General features: G+C 72.0%; 15 protein-coding genes. 7 read left to right on the forward strand and 8 right to left on the reverse strand.

The genetic code is table 11. The features are described 5' to 3' along the window. The first annotated feature begins 154 nt into the window (after positions 1-154). A complete protein-coding gene (locus tag VM636_RS26875) occupies positions 155-322 on the forward strand; it encodes a hypothetical protein (protein ID WP_338485900.1) in 168 nt (55 codons plus the stop codon). A gap of 107 nt (positions 323-429) precedes the next feature. On the opposite strand, the gene VM636_RS26880 is transcribed toward VM636_RS26875, so the two are convergent. Together VM636_RS26880 and VM636_RS26885 are read right to left on the reverse strand one after the other, a co-directional pair. Beyond that, complete coding sequence (locus VM636_RS26880) at positions 430-1101, reverse strand: response regulator transcription factor (protein ID WP_030417713.1); 672 nt, start codon at positions 1099-1101, stop codon at positions 430-432. Further along, the gene (locus VM636_RS26885; protein WP_234312487.1) at positions 1089-2318 is read right to left on the reverse strand and encodes a sensor histidine kinase; all 1230 of its coding nucleotides are present in this window, start codon (positions 2316-2318) and stop codon (positions 1089-1091) included. Before VM636_RS26885 ends, VM636_RS26880 begins: the two co-directional genes overlap by 13 nt. A gap of 238 nt (positions 2319-2556) precedes the next feature. Here VM636_RS26885 and VM636_RS26890 point away from each other — a divergent pair, with 238 nt between their 5' ends. The 3 genes from VM636_RS26890 to VM636_RS26900 all read left to right on the forward strand — a co-directional run bounded on the left by VM636_RS26890 (position 2557) and on the right by VM636_RS26900 (position 7341). Beyond that, entirely contained in the window at positions 2557-3327 is a 771-nt protein-coding gene (locus VM636_RS26890) for an ABC transporter ATP-binding protein (RefSeq protein WP_338485901.1), read from the forward strand. Positions 3328-3330: 3 nt separating this feature from the next. After that, positions 3331-5862 (forward strand): FtsX-like permease family protein, encoded by a 2532-nt coding sequence (locus VM636_RS26895; protein WP_338485902.1) that lies wholly within the window; start codon positions 3331-3333, stop codon positions 5860-5862. A gap of 234 nt (positions 5863-6096) precedes the next feature. Next, entirely contained in the window at positions 6097-7341 is a 1245-nt protein-coding gene (locus tag VM636_RS26900; protein ID WP_338485903.1) for a serine hydrolase domain-containing protein, read from the forward strand. A gap of 220 nt (positions 7342-7561) precedes the next feature. On the opposite strand, the gene VM636_RS26905 is transcribed toward VM636_RS26900, so the two are convergent. Next, positions 7562-7837, reverse strand: coding sequence for a hypothetical protein (locus tag VM636_RS26905; RefSeq protein WP_053913197.1), 276 nt, complete (start codon positions 7835-7837; stop codon positions 7562-7564). Between the two features lie 2053 nt (positions 7838-9890). Continuing rightward, a complete protein-coding gene (locus VM636_RS26910; protein WP_338485904.1) occupies positions 9891-10031 on the reverse strand; it encodes a hypothetical protein in 141 nt (46 codons plus the stop codon). A gap of 11 nt (positions 10032-10042) precedes the next feature. On the opposite strand from VM636_RS26910, the gene VM636_RS26915 reads away from it, so the two are divergent. Continuing rightward, positions 10043-10528 carry a hypothetical protein gene (locus VM636_RS26915; protein WP_338485905.1) on the forward strand — a complete coding sequence of 162 codons (486 nt, stop codon included), beginning with the start codon at positions 10043-10045 and terminating at the stop codon, positions 10526-10528. 12 nt (positions 10529-10540) lie between these two features. On the opposite strand, the gene VM636_RS26920 is transcribed toward VM636_RS26915, so the two are convergent. The 3 genes from VM636_RS26920 to VM636_RS26930 all read right to left on the reverse strand — a co-directional run bounded on the left by VM636_RS26920 (position 10541) and on the right by VM636_RS26930 (position 12854). Continuing rightward, positions 10541-11470: a phosphatase PAP2 family protein gene (locus VM636_RS26920; RefSeq protein ID WP_338485906.1), complete on the reverse strand. Its 930-nt coding sequence runs from the start codon at positions 11468-11470 to the stop codon at positions 10541-10543. 86 nt (positions 11471-11556) lie between these two features. Continuing rightward, a complete protein-coding gene (locus VM636_RS26925; RefSeq protein ID WP_338485907.1) occupies positions 11557-12516 on the reverse strand; it encodes a hypothetical protein in 960 nt (319 codons plus the stop codon). Beyond that, the gene (locus VM636_RS26930) at positions 12513-12854 is read right to left on the reverse strand and encodes a helix-turn-helix transcriptional regulator (RefSeq protein WP_338485908.1); all 342 of its coding nucleotides are present in this window, start codon (positions 12852-12854) and stop codon (positions 12513-12515) included. The genes VM636_RS26925 and VM636_RS26930 overlap by 4 nt, the downstream gene beginning before the upstream one ends. Positions 12855-13057: 203 nt before the next feature. Between VM636_RS26930 and VM636_RS26935 the strand changes: the two genes are divergently transcribed. Together VM636_RS26935 and VM636_RS26940 are read left to right on the forward strand one after the other, a co-directional pair. After that, positions 13058-13666, forward strand: coding sequence for a TetR family transcriptional regulator (locus tag VM636_RS26935; protein ID WP_030417703.1), 609 nt, complete (start codon positions 13058-13060; stop codon positions 13664-13666). 1 nt (position 13667) lies between these two features. Further along, positions 13668-14609 (forward strand): hypothetical protein, encoded by a 942-nt coding sequence (locus VM636_RS26940; protein WP_338485909.1) that lies wholly within the window; start codon positions 13668-13670, stop codon positions 14607-14609. Positions 14610-14807: 198 nt separating this feature from the next. Here the strand turns inward: VM636_RS26940 and VM636_RS26945 are convergent, their stop codons facing one another. Then, positions 14808-15719 (reverse strand): chlorophyllase, encoded by a 912-nt coding sequence (locus VM636_RS26945; RefSeq protein ID WP_030417701.1) that lies wholly within the window; start codon positions 15717-15719, stop codon positions 14808-14810. Between the last annotated feature and the right edge of the window lie 40 nt (positions 15720-15759).

Raw genomic sequence — 15759 nt, forward strand, 5'->3', positions numbered from 1 at the left:
ACGGCAGCGCGGCCGAGGAGGCGCAGCGGATCGTCCCGGGAGCCCGGCTGGCGGGCGCGTTCCTCACCTGTCCGCGACGAGCCTGTGGAACGAGGCCGGGCTGCTCGCACACGAGGACGTACTGGTCTGCGGGGACGACGCCGGGGCCAAGGCGGTGGCCGTCGAGCCGGCGCGCACGGTCACCGGCCGGGCCGGCGTCGATGCCGGCGCGTTGCGGCCGGCCCGTCAGCTGGAGCCGCTCACCGCCGTGCTGACCGGCGTCAACAAGCGTGACAAGGTCCGCTCCGGAGTCCGCGTCGCGGGGCTCGGGCCCGGGGGATGACCACCGGTGGGGGCGACCGTCTCCTCCGTCGGAGGCCGTCGCCCCCCACGGCGGCCCGGCTCGGGCTCGCCGCACGGAGATCCCGGTACGCGGCCTTCCGACAGGGCTCAGCGACCCGCTGAGCCGTGGGCCGGGGTGATCTCCAGGTAGCGCAGGACCGCTGTGACCCGACGGTCGGCCTGGTCGGTGGGCGCCAGGTCGAGCTTGGCGAAAATGCTGCGGATGTGCTTGTGCACGGCCCCCTGGGTGACGATCAGACGTCGGGCGATGGCGGAGTTGCCCAAGCCCTCGGCCATCAGGGCCAGGACGTCGCGCTCCCTCGCCGTCAGCCGCTCGAGTCCCCTGTCCGGACGGGGCCGGGTGAGCATCTGCGCGACGACCTCGGGATCGATGGCCGTACCGCCCTCGACCACCCGGTGTAGCGCGTCCAGGAACTGCTCGACGCGGCCGACCCGTTCCTTGAGCAGGTACCCGATCCTGTCGGTGCCGCCGGCGAGGAGCTCGGTGGCGAAGGCCCGTTCCACGTAGGCGGACAGGACGAGCACGGCGAGACCGGGCTGGCGCCGCCGGGCCTCGACCGCCGCCTTGATGCCCTCGTCGGTGTGCGTGGGCGGCATCCGCACATCGACGATGGCGACGTCCGGCTCATGGGTGTCCACGGCCGCCAGGAAGGTCTCCGGGGACTCGGCGGTCGCCACCACCTCCAGGGACTCCGCGCGCAGCAGCATGGCGACGCCCTCACGCAGCAGAAAGTCGTCGTCGGCGATCACGATCCGCATGGCATCTCCATCTCCAGAACCGTCGGTCCGCCCCGAGGGCTGGTCACGGCGAACCAGCCGTCGTGCGCCTCGACCCGGCCGCGGATGCCGGCCAGACCCGAGCCCCGGCCCTCGTCCGCGCCGCCGATTCCGTCGTCCTCGATCCGCAAGGACAGCAGGCGGCCCCGCCGTCGCACGGTCATGGCCGCGCTCCGGGCGCGGCTGTGCCGGGAGAGGTTGGTGAGCGCCTCGGCGGCCACGAAGTAGGTGGTCGCCTCCACGGACGCCGCACAGCGTCCGGGAACGTCGATGTCGGTACGGCACGGTACGGCGCAGTTCGCCGCGAGTGCCGCGAGGGCTTCGGAGAGCCCCCGGTCGGCCAGTACGGGTGGCAGGATGCTGCGCACGACCGTGCGGAGTTCGGCCAGAGCGGTCTCCGCGGCGTTCTGGGCCTGTACGAGCGTCGCCTCCGCGGTGGCCGGGTCACGGGTCAGCGCACGGTGGGCCGCTCCGAGCAGAACCGTCACGGAGACGAGCCGGTTCTGCGTTCCGTCGTGCAGGGAGCGCTCGATGCGCCGCAGTTCCGTCGCGTGCGCGTCCAGTGCCGCGGCCCGGGTGGCCGACAGCCGGGCGATCCGCAGCGACAGGTCGACATCGTGCGGGGGCGCCAGCAGGCGGCGTCCCGGCACATCCTGCAAACGGGCCATCCACGGCCCGAGGACGAGGAAGACCGCGGCCAGCACGACGCCGAACAACGCGACCGCGACCGCACCGGACGTGTTCCGTACGGTCCAGAACACGAAGTTCGGACTGGCGTCGTCGCGGGGCAGTATCCGCCACCACAGCGGATAGGTGAGGTCCTGGACGGCCTGCACGGCCAGCGTGGCTCCGGCGGCCCCGAGGAACAGCCCCGACGTGCCGTGCGCCGACAGCCAGCGCAGTTCCCTCCGGAAGAGCGGATCGGCGAGGGCGGCGCGTATCCCGCGCGGCGCGGGCCCCATCGCGGTGAGCTCGACGTCCCATCGGGACAGCCGGGCACGCTCGCGTTCGGCGGTGGCCCGGACGAGCCGAGGGAGGGTGGAGGCCAGCGGAACGCCGATGCCGATCACGCAGAGCAGGGCGACCAAGAGGCTCCATGCCAGGACGATGAACGCGGGCAGGGCCGTTCCCAGTCCGCCGACGAGACGTTCGAGCGCGTCGAGGAACATCCGCCCACGACCCAGGACGATCGACCTCAAAGCCTGCCTGGTAGCGCCCAACTTGGCTCTGTCCACAGTGACTTCCACCGAAGGACTCTAGAGGAACCTGCCGGCCCCTGCCAGCCGGCCCGGCGCCGGTGGCAAGGGGGGCGCAGGGCACCGCCCGAGGGTGGTGCCTGCACTACCTCGAAGGGGCCACTGGCTGGATTGATGGGGGCGAGGCGCTGTTCCTACCGTCGAGAGCCGTCGAACCAGCCTTCCGGAAGGTGCTCCGCCCATGTCAGTTCCCCCGCCCGCCGACGCCGTCCGCCTCGAACGGGTCGGCAAGACCTACAGAGGCGATCACTCGGTCACGGCGCTGGCCGCGGTCGATGTCAGCTTCCCGCGCGGGACGATGACGGCCGTGATGGGGCCGTCCGGATCCGGCAAGAGCACCTTGCTGCACTGCGCGGCCGGACTCGACCGGCCTACGTCAGGCCGGGTGATGATCGGTGACACCGACCTGTCGTCGATGTCGGAGAAGCGGCTGACCGAGATGCGCCGCGAACGCGTCGGATTCGTCTTCCAGGCGTTCAACCTGGTCGGCGCGCTCACCGTGGAAGAGAACATCCTGCTGCCGTCCAGGTTGTCCGGCCGCCGCCCGGACCCGGCGTGGGTCGGGGAAGTGATCGCACGGGTCGGGCTGGACCACCGTCGCGGGCACCGCCCGGCGGAGCTGTCCGGCGGTCAGCAGCAGCGGGTGGCGATCGCGCGGGCGCTGGTCGGCCGGCCCGAGGTGATCTTCTGCGACGAGCCGACCGGCGCACTCGACACCCGGACGGCCGCCGGGGTGCTGGCTCTGCTGCGGTCGGCGGTCGATCAGGCCGGGCAGACAGTGATCATGGTGACGCACGACCCGGTGGCCGCGTCGTACGCCGGCCGCGTCATGGTGCTGGCCGACGGCCGCATCGTGAGGGACATGCCGCAACCCGGAGTTCAGCGGATCGCCGAGCAACTGGCCATGCTCGACGGGCGTCCGCGGCAGCCCGCGACGAGCCGGGAGGGCTGACCGGTGTGGGGACTCATCACGCGGTTGCTGCGGTATCGCAAGGGCACCTTCGTCGCCACGTTCCTCGCCCTCGCCGGAGGGATGTCGATCCTCACGGTATGCGGCTCGCTGGTGGAATCGGGGCTGCGGTACACAGGAGAGACGCAGCGGTACAGCGCGGCCGTGGCCGTCGTCGCCAGGAACGACCTGACGGTGCGGGGACCGGAACGGTTCGGTGAGCGCGAGACCAGCACCGTGACCCTTCCCGAGCGGGGTGGCGTTCCGCAGTCGCTGGTCGACCGGGTCGCCGAGGTGCCGGGCGTCGAGCGGGCGGTGGGAGACCGGACGATCAGCGTCGCCTCCGCGGCCGCACCGGACGTACCGGTCGCGGGCCATGGCTGGGCAAGCACCGCGCTCGCCCCCTACGAGATGGTCTCCGGCACCGCGCCTCGGGCCGAGGACGAGATCGCCGTGGACCGCACGCTCGCCGCGGCGGGGAAGCTGCGCCCCGGCACCACCACGACGATCCTCACCGGTGGTTCCCTCCGGCAGGTCCGCGTGACCGGCGTCGTGGGAAGGCCTGGCGAGCCCGGCCCGCGGTCGTCGGTGTTCTTCACCGACGCGCAGGCGGCCCGGCTCCACCCCCGTCAGGGCCTGGTCGACGCGATCGGTGTCGTCGCCGCCGAGGACGCCGACCGGGACACCGTCATCGCCGCGGTCAAGCGGCTCACCGACGGCACGGGGACGAAGGTGTACACGGGGGACGAGCGGGGGCTGGCCGAACAGCCGGAGGCCGTCGCCGCCAGGAGCTTCACCGTGGAGGCGGGCGGCGCCTTCGGCGGCTACGCGGCGTTGATCACCGGGTTCGTGGTCGCCTCGACGGTCGGCCTGTCGGTGCGGCACCGCCGCCGCGACTTCGCCCTGCTCCGGGCCATCGCGGCGACTCCGGGCCAGGTGCGGATGCTGATCGTCGGCGAGGTGGGCCTGCTCAGCCTGCTCGCCGCGGTGGTGGGCATCCCGCTGGGCCTGCTCGCCGGCCGCCGCGTCGGCGGAGAACTGGTGACCCGGGGGTTCGTCCCGGAGGACTTCACCCTGAGCGGCGGCGCCCCGGCCGCCGCGGCGGTGGCCGCCGCCGTGACCGCGGTCGCGCTGGTCTCCGCCGTGATCGCCGGCCGCCGCACCACCCGCATCCGGCCCACGGAGGCGCTCGGTGAGGCGTCCGTGGAGCGCGCTCTGGGCGGCAGGGCCCGGGTCGTGTCCGGTGTGGTGCTCCTCGGCGTCGCGTTCGCTCTGATCGCCCTCACCGGCAGCACCGGCGGCCAGACCGCGATGGGCGCGGCGGTGGGAATGCTGTACACGTTCGTTCTGGCGATCGCGCTGCTCGCCCCGTGGATCAACCGGGCCGCGGCCGTGGCGCTCTCCCCGCTGCTGCGGGCGGTGTTCGGCGACAGCGGGTACCTCGCCGCCGCGAACCTGCGGGCGAACGCGCGCGGCATGGTCGCCGTCCTGACGGCACTGGTGCTTTCCGTCGGGTTCGGCGGCACCATCTGGTTCCTGCAGGACAACCTGGAACGCCAGACGGTCGTCCAGAGCAGGGAGGGCACCATCGCCCAGCACGCGCTGGCCGGCGACGCGGGCGTGCCCGCCGCGGTGGCGGCGGAGGCCCGGCGGATCCCGGGGGTGGCCGCCGCGACCGGGATCCGCAGGACCTCGGTGCTCGTCCCCTTCATGGACGAGGCGATGCCGGTGGTCGCGCAGGGTGTCGACCCCGAGGGCGCGGGCCGGACCATGGACCTGAAGGTGACGTCCGGGAACCTCGACGACCTGCGCGGCCGGGAGACCGTGGCGGTCTCCTCGTCCCAGGCGGACACGTCCGGCTGGGAGGTGGGCAGCAGGGCCAGGATGTGGCTCGGGGACGGCACTCCGGTCACGCTCGAAGTCGTCGCCGTCTACAGCCGGGGCTTCGGGTTCGGCGACGTCACACTCACCAACGAAACGCTCGCCGGGCACACCGCGAGCGGCCTGAACGATCACGTGCTGATCCGCAGCGCGCCGGGTGCCGACGTGGAGCCGGCCCTCACGGAACTCGCGGACGCGTATCCGGGAATCGCCGTGACCGGAACGGAAGGACTCTCCGGCGAGTTGGCCAAGGAGGTGGCGATGAGTTCCTGGCTCAACCGCATGCTGGTCGCCGTGCTGGTCGGGTACGCGGTGCTCGCGGCCGCCAACACCCTCGTCATGGCCGCGCTGGCCCGGGCCCGGGAACTGTCGCTCCTGCGCCTGGTCGGGGTGACCCGCCGCCAGTTGAAGCGGATGGCCCACGCCGAACAGGGGGCTCTGCTGGGCGTGGCACTCGCCATCGGCGTGGCGGTCTCGGCGGTCACCCTGTCCTCCATCGTCAACGCCGTCGCCGGGCAGCCCGTCCCGTACGTGCCACCGCTGGGTGTGGCCGTCATCCTCGTCGGCACCGTCGCGCTCGCACTGGTGTCCACGTCCGTACCGGTCGGACGGCTCCTCCGCACCCCACCGGTCGAGGGAATGGGACTCCGGGAGTAGGAGTCGCCACTGCTGCGCCGGGATCGGGCGCGCCGCCCTCGGGCCGGCGCGCCCGATCCCGGCGTGCCGGCCGGCCGGTGCGCCGGTCATGGCCGCTGTACCGGGACGGTAGCGCTGGCTGCACCGTGATCCTTCCCGTACGCGTGATCGAACCGGAGGGCCTTGATCGAGATGCTTGAGGTGTTACCGAGGAACGTCCACCCCGCCACTGTCCAGTGGCTCTGAGGAGCAGCGGTGTCCGAGCACGTCCAGCGCGTCAGCCATGCGCACATCCCGTCCCAGCGTCGACGCGGGCTGACACGGATCACCGTGGCGGCCCTGGCCGGCGTCCTCGCCGCGGGCGGCCTGGCGGCCTGTGAAACCGGCGACGCGGCCGAAGCCGAGGCCGAGATCGGCGTCATGGAGAACGAGATCGCCCTGCGGAAGGCGATGCGCGAGACGGTGCGGGCCGGATTCCCCGGCGTGCTGGTCTCCGTCAAGGGAAGAGACGGCAGGACCCGCGACTACACGGCGGGGACCGGCGACCGCGAGGCTGGTTCCGCTCCTCCGGAGAACGGGCACGTGCGGATCGGCAGCAACACCAAGACCTTCGTCGCCGCGACCGTTCTCCAACTCGTCGCCGAGGGCTCGGTCAAGCTGGACGAGCCGATCGCCACCTACCTGCCGGGCGTCGTCGAGGGCCCGGACTACGACGGCAAGAAGATCACCGTGCGGAACCTGCTCGGGCACACCAGCGGCCTCCCCGACTACACCGCATTCGTGGACGCCGGCACCGACACCGTCCCGAGCCGCACCTACACGGCGGAGGAACTTCTCAGCCCCGCGCTGCGGCACGACGCGGCGTTCCCCGTGGGAAAGCGGCGCCAGTACAGCAACACCAACTACATCGTCGCGGGGATGCTCATCGAGAAGGTCACCCGCAAGCCCGTGGGGGAGGCGGTCACCGAGCGCGTGATCGAACGACTCGGCCTGAAGCAGACCTACTGGCCAGAGCCCGGGGACACGCATGTCGAGAAGCCGCGCATGGAAGGATACGTCGCCCCGCCCGGAGGCGAACTCACGAACGCCACGGAGATGGACCCGTCGGTCTCCGGGGCCGCGGGAATGGTGATCTCCACCCCCCGCGACCTCAACCGGTTCTTCGCCGCCCTGATCGGCGGCACGTTGGTGCCCGCGGCGCAGTTGAAGGAGATGCAGAAGACCGTCGAGTCACCGGACGAGGAGCCCAACACCGTCTTCGGCCTGGGCCTGGACAAGATCACCCTGTCCTGCGGCACCCTGTGGGGCCACGGTGGTGACATACACGGTTACGAGACCCGCGGTGGGGTCACCGACGACGGCCGCGAGGTCACGGTGGCGGTCAACGCGCTGCCCGGCGCGATCGTCTCGGAGCAGGACTCCCTGGAGGCGATGACCAGGGACGCCATGGAGAAGATCGAGAAGGTCACGCACGTGGTCGACACGGCGATCTGCGCGTGAGGAGAGCGACGGCGGAGGGCGACCGGTCGGGAGGCGTGGGGCGGGACGGCGGTGCTGTGCGTCCCCGGCCGGCCCCCTGACGAGGAGCGCCACGCGGCCAGTCGCCGTGAGCGCCACCGGGCGGTGGCCACCCGTCACACCGGACCCGCCGCCCGCCACGAAGCGACCGTGCCGGTCACAGCCGCCACCGTGCGGCTGTGAACAGCACGGTCGCGGGACCCTAGTACCAGCGGTACAGGAACCACTTCATCTTGCCGTCGTTGCCTCGCTTGTACTCACAGTAGTAGGAGCCACCGAGGGCGTCGCCCTCAGCGGTGCACGCACCCAGGGTCCAGTAGGCACGGTAGAAGTGCCAGCCGGCCGGAACCGCGCTCGTCTCGCCGGCCGAGAGCCGTGACGGCGCCGTCGCGTCGACCGCTTGGGCCGTCGCAGAGGTGCCTGCCAGGGCGAGGGCGCCTCCCAGGGCCAGGCTTACCAGTGCGCGTCGCATGTACATCGTGTTCCCCTCTGGTCGTTGTCGCGGTGGTGGAGACCGTGACCGTCCGTCGCGCACACGAACCCCGTGGGACGTCCGGTACGTGGCGCCCAATCTCCCCGTCGGCGGGCCGCTTCTCGACGAGATTCGGGCTGGTCCGAACAACGGCATTCCAGGAGGATTTGCCGGGACCCCGCCGTATGCGACTCGGGAGAACCGTGGTCTACCGCATTCACTTCACCCTGGAGGACCTGGCCCGGACGCGTGTGGCGCCGCCCGCTCCACTGATGGAACTGGGCGCCGCGGTGCGCAGCCTGCAGGACCGCAGCCACCCGGTGCGATTCGGAGCCTGGAGACGTGCCGCCTACACCAGGCTCGATCCCGCGGCCCGCATGGTCCTCGACCTGATCCCGGCCGGCGGCTGGGCACCCACGTTCCTCACCACCGCCGACAGCGGCGGTCCACACGAGTTGCTGGAGCGGGTACGCGCCGTACCCCGGTCCCGGATCCGCGAGGATCTGGCGCACGTGGCGGAGTGGCGGCCACTCCCGTCATGGGCGCACAACCTGGCCGACGACTCCGACCTGCTACGGCAGCTCTGTGACGGTCTGGAGCACGTTCACGCCGTGCTGCTGTCTCCCCACTGGGCACAGGTCGTCAGTGAAGCCGCAGCGGACCGGACGAAGCGGATGCGCCAGGTGCTCGTCGGGGGGATGGAACACCTGCTTGCCTCGCTCCACCCTCGGCGTATCCGCTGGAATCCGCCTGTCCTGGAGGTCGCCATGCAGTCGGGCTTCGACGGCGACCTCCATCTCGAAGGACGCGGACTGCTGCTCATCCCCTCGGTCTTCGCCTCCGAAGCGCCCGCCATCGACATCGACGCCAGGCCGCAGCCCGTGGTCAGATACCCCCTCGGCCAAGGGGACTCGAGCCTGCCACCTCTGCTCACCCGCCCACCACACCCGGCCCCGCCGGGATCCCGGTCTCCGGTGGTCCCACTCCTCGGGCAAACCCGGGCCGCCGTTCTCCACACCATCGCCGATCACCCCGGTTCTTCCACCAAGGAACTCGCCGGCCTCCTGGGCATCTCACCTCCGAGCGCCAGCGAACACGCTGCGCGCGGCGGGACTGGTCCGCACCGTCCGAGAGCGGAACACAGCACTCCACAGCCTCACCCCCCTTGGCCTCGCTCTCCTCAACACCTCCCGGTACCCCACCCCCGGGCCCGAGCCGCGAGGAGCGGAGCAAGCGGACCACGACCGACCGGGTTGCACCGTCGTGTCATACCCGCCTCAGCAAAGGACACGGTGAAGCGAACAGCCCCCTGGGCGGCCCCGGTTGACGGCTTCCAGCCCCGGATCGGGCACCTCGCCGGCCGGACGCGGGCGAGGACGGCTGGGCGAGAAGGGGGGCGGGTGGCCGAGCCGGTCGCGCCGGGTGACCGGGGAGGACCTGCGGGCCCGGCGGGGCAGCCGCGACATGCGGGGCACGCCCTTACACGTGAGGAAGGGCGTACGGCTGCGTCCCGGGAGGTGCTGCGTTGGAGTGGACAAGGGTGTCGACGGCGGCCGATCTGGTGAGGGCGGCCGAGTTCCGGGTGCTCGCCATCGAGGTCGACGGTGTGGTCCGCGGGATGCCGATGGTCACGCTCGCCCCGGGCGTGCGTCTGCGTGGTGGCGTTCTGGAGTTCGGCGCCAAGGGCGTGCGGCTGACCCGGGACAACGTCCTGGAGGACGTGACCGTGCACTGCCCCGAGCACGAGGCCGCGATCCTCAACGACACCTCCGTCACCGACTTCGGCACGCTCACGCTGCGCGGAGTGCGTACCACCGGTCAGGTGTTGCTGCTCGCCCGGGACACCGTGCGCTCGGGACACGTGACAGCGGCCGACGTGGTCGTGGAGGCCGCCGATGTGCCCGGCGGTGGAGATCACCGCAGAACTGCTGGGGGTAAGCGCCGGCAGCGCCGGGCGGCCGGTGCGCGGCAGTGGCGTCTTCGTCGGCGGGCACGGCGACCGGGGCGGGGCCGCGGACGGGGGCACCGTGCGGGTGAGCACGCTGCGGACCGGGGAGATTCACACCGATGGCGGTATCGCCGCCGGGACACCGGACCTGATCAGCGGCGGGGTGTTCGTCATCTCGGGGGCTGTGGTCGACCAGGTGCTCAACACCGGGACGGTCACCACGTACGGGCAGAACGACATGGTGCTGGACAACTGGGGGCAGGGTGCGGGAATGGACGGCGACCGCGCCGCTGACCTCGCACGGCCCCAGCGGGATCGGGTTCGTCAACTTCGGCGCCCTGGGCAGCCTCGACGTCCAGGCCCCGATCACCACCCACGGGACCGGGGCGCGGGGTTTCCACGTCTACGACGGGTCCCTCGCACGCGCGTCGTTCGCTTCGATCGCCACCACGGGCGACGGCTCGGTGGGTGTTCAGGTCAGCAGGGAACTGCCGCACCTGGAAGTGCGCGGGGACCTGACCACTTCCGGAGGTATCGGCCTCAGCCTGGTGCGGGGCGTGCAGGTGGAGCTGGCCGCCGTGGCCCTGAGCGTGAAGCCGGGCGGCCGGATCGGTACGGCCACGATCGGCGGACGGATCGCCACGGCGGGGGCGGACGCGGTCCGGGCAGGCGTCGGTGACGTGGACCTGTCCGGCGTCGACATCACCGCCGCGGACGGCCGGTCCATCGTGCCCCGCGCCGCAGGCTGATCGCGCCCCCGTTCACCGCGGCGGGCGGACGAGCGGCCTTCGTTCGGGTGGCGCGGGGCGTGTGCGGCGTGCGGGCCACTCCGCCGCGGTGGACCAGAGGAGGGCCGCGCACAGGAAGGCCGCGGCCGCGAAGACCAGCGACTGGGTGACGGAGTCGTCCCGCGCCCCGGCGAGGAGCGCGCCGACGGCCGACAGCGCCAGGGCGACCGCGGGCAGTGCCGCAGGGCGCCGCATGACACCCGGTGCGCCGGCCGGGGGCAGCAGTCGTGCCGCGAGGCTGTACCAGGCGCAGGCCAGCAGTGTGGAGCCCAGGACGTCGCTGGGCCGGTGGTGGTAGGTGGCCTGGACGGCGCCGGCGGTGACGGCGAGCCACAGCACGCCGACCGTGGTGAGGTAGGGGCGGACGCGGGGGGAGGCGACGAAGACGGCGCCGAGAGCCAGTCCGGCCGGGATGGCCACGTGTCCGCTGGGGAAGCTCGGCTCGATGAGCGAGACGCGCGCGTCCACCAGATCGGGGCGGGGCAGGGCCATCCTGGTGAGTTCCTTGCTCCCGACGGTGGCGATGACGATCCCGATCGCCGCGCAGCCTCGCCACCAGGACCGGCGTACCACGGTGACGACCGCGATGACCGCGAGGCCCACGAGCAGGGTGGGCATCGCGGTCTGTTCCAGGGGTGGCAGGGCCGACGAGCCGTACGCCGCCCCTGACCAGTCGTAGATCCATGCCGGTTTGGCGCCGTACCCGCCGAACAGGGCGTTCTCGGCGCGTTGTCCGGACGGGGTGCGGACGGCGATCAGGTACACCGCCAGGAAGCCCAGGAGGTACAGCGGAGCCGAGGCCCGCGGCCGTATGGTCCGCGCGGGGCTGGGCCCGGCAGCGGTTCCCGGGACCTGGCCGGGGTCCGGGCGCGTGGACGGGGGCGGGGGGTCCTGGTGAGTCATCGCTTTCTCCGTTCCTCGTGGAGGGCAGTGCGGTCACGCGCCGTCTTGGGCGCGAGGGGGCCGGCCCGGCCGGCCCCCGGAGGTCCCTATTCGAGGAGCGCCTGGCTCTGCCGCCGCTGGGCGGTGATCGCCAGCACCGGGAGGGGCGCGATCAGCAGGAGGAGGACGACCAGGTCCGGCAGGGACTGCATGAACCCGTTCGGCCGGCTGACGATCGCCTGGATGCGGACGAACGCGACCGCCGCGACGGGGATCAGCCACCGGTAGTCGCCGGTGGCGGCCGTCGCCACCCATGCGGCGATCAGCGCGGTGACTTCGAGGGCGAACAGGCCGCGTTGGAAGACCGGGCTGAGGGAGACGATGTGCAGGCCGCCAGCCATGAACATGGCGAGCGCGACGGGGGCCAGCCAACGGTACGAGTGACGTCGCAGCCGGCCGGGACCACAGGCCGCCAGCACGGCGCACGCGGTGCACAGGGTCCCGGACAGCACCAGGTCACGGGCCGTTATCGGGGCGCCCAGCCCGTAGTAGCCCAGGCCCGCTTTGCCCTCGTCGCCGAAGAGCGTGGTGCTGGTGAACGTGGCGCCGGCGTAGATCATCGTCGCTGCCGCCGGCAGGGCGATCCACGGCTTGCCGCGCACCAGGGCGACCAGGCAGACCAGTGGAAGCAGTCCGTAGGGCAGGAGCCGCGTCCGTGTGCCGGGGCCTTGCGCCCACGGGTACCAGCCGGAGAAGTGGAAGGCGATGGCATGCCGGCCGGGATCGATGTGCAGCGCCCAGTGCCACACATCCTGCAGGTACGGCACCAGCGCCAGCGCGGCGAGGACGAGAGCGGCCAGATGGACGCCGTCGAGCCACCACGGCCGGGCCGTGTCGTCGACGACGGCACGGGCGCGGGCCCGCACCCCGGCACGCGCCAAGGCGACGACCTCCCGCGGCGGGGGCCAGGAGCGGCCGGGATACGCCTCGGCCAGGCAGGCCAGCAACTCCTCTCCCTGCCGGGACCGGTAGGGCTCGGGGTAGGCCGCGAGCAGCAGACGGTTCACGCCGGGGCTACCCCGGCATCTCCCGGGAGTCCGATGACGACGGCCGCCGCCTGCTGCATCCGCAGCGCTTCCCTGCCGAGCGCCTCGGTGCCGTCCTCGGTGAGCCGGTAGTAGCGCCGCGCCCGCCCGTCCACGATCTCCTCGTCGCCGGCGGCCACCAGCCCGGCCCGCTCCATCCGCTCCAGCGCGCCGTAGAGAGTGCCGACAGCGATCCGGAGCCGCCCGTCGGTGGCCCGCTCGGCGGCCTTGATGATGCCGTAACCGTGCAACGGTCCGTCCATGAGCGCGGCAAGTATGAAGTATTGCGGTTCCGTCAGGACCGGGTTCCGTCGTGTCATGCGTCGAGGATATATCGAGGTACGAAATATATCTGCCGGCCCTGGGCGGGTCGCCGTCGGCTTCGTTCCCGGGTCCTGCGGGCCGCCGGTGCCGGTCGGGCGCCGGAGGTCCGACCCGGCCACGCGCCGTTTCGCCGCGGTGGCGAACCACGCGATCTCCAGACCGGGTTCAATTCTGAACCACGTCTGGTTATAGTCACCGCATGGCAGGACTTCGTGAGCGCAAGAAGGAACAGACGAAGCAGCGGATCACCGCTGTGGCACTGCGGTTGTTCGCCGAGCGCGGCTTCGACGCCGTCACGGTCAGTGAGATCGCCGAGGCCGCCGAAGTCGCCAAGGCCACCCTTTTTGCGTACTTCCCCAGCAAGGAGTCGCTCGCGCTGCAGGGCGTGGGACAGGAGAACCTGGCCGAGATCGTCGCCGGACGGCCGGCGGGGCACTCCCCGCTCCAGGCACTGCGAGCCCACTACGAGGCGTTCGCCAACGGGCACATGGCAGCGATGGACCGGGACCAGGTGCTCGCCCAGATGCGCGTGATCTTCGACAGCCCCGCGCTGAGCGGAGCCGCGAACGCCCTGCTCTACCAGCAACGCCGGGCGCTCGCCGACGTACTGGCGCAGGAGTACGGGGAGACGGCGGCCGCACTGGTGGCGGCTCAGATCGCGGCGACCGCGCTGACCCTCAGGGAGAGCTTCTTCCGTCTCCTGGTCGACGGCGTGCCCCCACAGGAGGCGGTCCGCGCCCTGGCGAAGGACACCGAACTCGCCTTCGCCCTGCTGGAACACGGCGTCTCTCCTGCGAAGGGGCACTGACGTGCGCGCACGGGGCATCAACTACGACACCGGGTTCCTCCCCGGGCGGGACCTCTCCCGCAAGACCTTCACCCACGAAACGGTCCGGCACGACATGGCGGTGATATCCGACGAGCTGCACTGCGATGCCGTTCGCGTCTCCGGCCGGGATCCCGAACGGCTGACCATCGCCGCCCGCTGCGCGGCAGCCGTCGGCCTCGAGGTGTGGTTCGCCCCGTTCCCCGTCGACCTTCCCGCCGACCGGTTGCTGCCGTTCCTCGCCGACTGTGCCACCCGGGCCGAAGCCGTACGACGGAGCGGTGCCGAAGTGGTGTTCGTCGCGGGCTGTGAGATGAGCGCGTTCTGCGGTGGTTTCCTCCCGGGCGCCACCTACGGCGACCGCCTGCGGGCCATGGCTGAGGCCGACATGGACTGGTGGAACGGCCTTGGCCCGGTGCAGGAACGTCTCAACGTCTTCCTCGCGCGAGCCGCCGGGACGGTGCGTGCCCGCTTCGGCGGGCGCATCACCTATGCCTCGGCTCCCTGGGAGTTCGTCGACTGGCGTCCGTTCGACCTCGTCGGCGTCGATGCCTACCGTGCCGCGTACAACGCCGACAGCTTCCGGTCCGAACTGCGGGGACACCTCGCACACGGCAAACCCGTCGCGGTGACCGAGTACGGAACCTGCGCCTACCGGGGCGCGGGCGGGCGGGGCGGCTCGGCCTGGCAGGTGCCGCGGGACGCGGTGCCGGACGAGGACGAGCAGGTCCGCTATCTCACCGAACTGCTGGACGCCTTCGAGGAGGAAGGGGTGGACACCGCGCTCTGGTTCACCTTCGCCGGTTACAGCAGACCTGGAGAGGCGGATCTGGGTTCCTACGGTGTGGTCCGCATGCTCGACGAGAGCCGTTGGGAACCGAAGAAGGTGTTTCACGCGATGGCGGCCAGGTACCGCCGCGACTGAGGGGCGGGGCGACCCTGCCGACCGGGCCGAGGGCCGTGCGAGGTGCATCCGCCTCCCCGCCAAGGCGTGCGCGTGGCCGGCCGGACCCCAACCGGACAAGAGGCAACTGCCGGTCCTCGCCCGGGAACGCGGCCAGGCCCCCTGCCTGCGCCACCGCGGTGATCTCTTCGCTGCGCCCCGTGACCCGGAACGTGCTGGTCACTTCGTGGCGACGCTCCACGCACCGTCGCCGGCCGCACCGGCGTTGTGCACGGCGGTCCACGCGGCGTCGTCGATCCGGAGGGCGTCGAGGAGATAGGCGGAGATCGCGTCGGCGACGAGGGCGACACGGTCGGGGTCCTCGTCGGTGGTCTCGGCGACCTGCTCACCGGCGACGCCGCCCATGGTGTGCTCGCCCTCGGCGATGGCGAGCAGGCTCTTCGGGGACGGGCCGAGACGGTAGGCGTCGGTGAACCACTCCGGCCCCCTGGTGGAGAGCTGCGACTGGTCCTTGCCGCCGGCGACGACCAGGGCGGGGGCGGTCATGGTGGAGAAGTCCGGCCGCATGAACGGAAGGTGCCCGGCGGCGAACGGGGTGAGCGAGTCGCCGGTTCCGGTCGCGGCGATCAGCGCGCCGGCCGAGACCGCGGGGTGGGAGAAGTCCTCTCCGCGAGCGCCGTCGGCGTCGAGCACGCGCGCGCCGAGGAGCGCGCCGGCCGTCTGGGCTCCCCAGGAGTGGCCGACGACGGCGATGCGCTCACGGTCGACCCGGGTCTCGAGACCGCCCGCCTGGGCAAGGATGCCGTCGAGACCGTCGATGACCGCGTGGAGGTCGGCGATCCGGACGCGCCAGATGGTGGCGAAGCGCGGATCGTCCCACCCGATGCCGTTGCGGCGGGAGTCCAGGTGGGTGGGCTGCACGACGACGAATCCGGCCGCGGCCCACCGGTCGGCGAGCGGTTCGTATCCGTCCATGGACCAGGCGTTGCCGTGGGAGAACACGATGACGGGCAGGTTCGCTCCGGACAGCGGGGCGGTGACCTTGACCTGGAGGGCGACGCCGCGATCGGGCGCGGGAACCGTGAGGGGTTTGACCGCGACGATCCGCTGGCCGAGGGGGCTGGAAGGCATGGGGCACCTGCGCTTTCCGTAGGGAGCCGTCTCTCTGCCA

The organism is Streptomyces sp. SCSIO 75703 (assembly GCF_036607905.1).
Classification (GTDB): Bacteria; Actinomycetota; Actinomycetes; order Streptomycetales; family Streptomycetaceae; genus Streptomyces.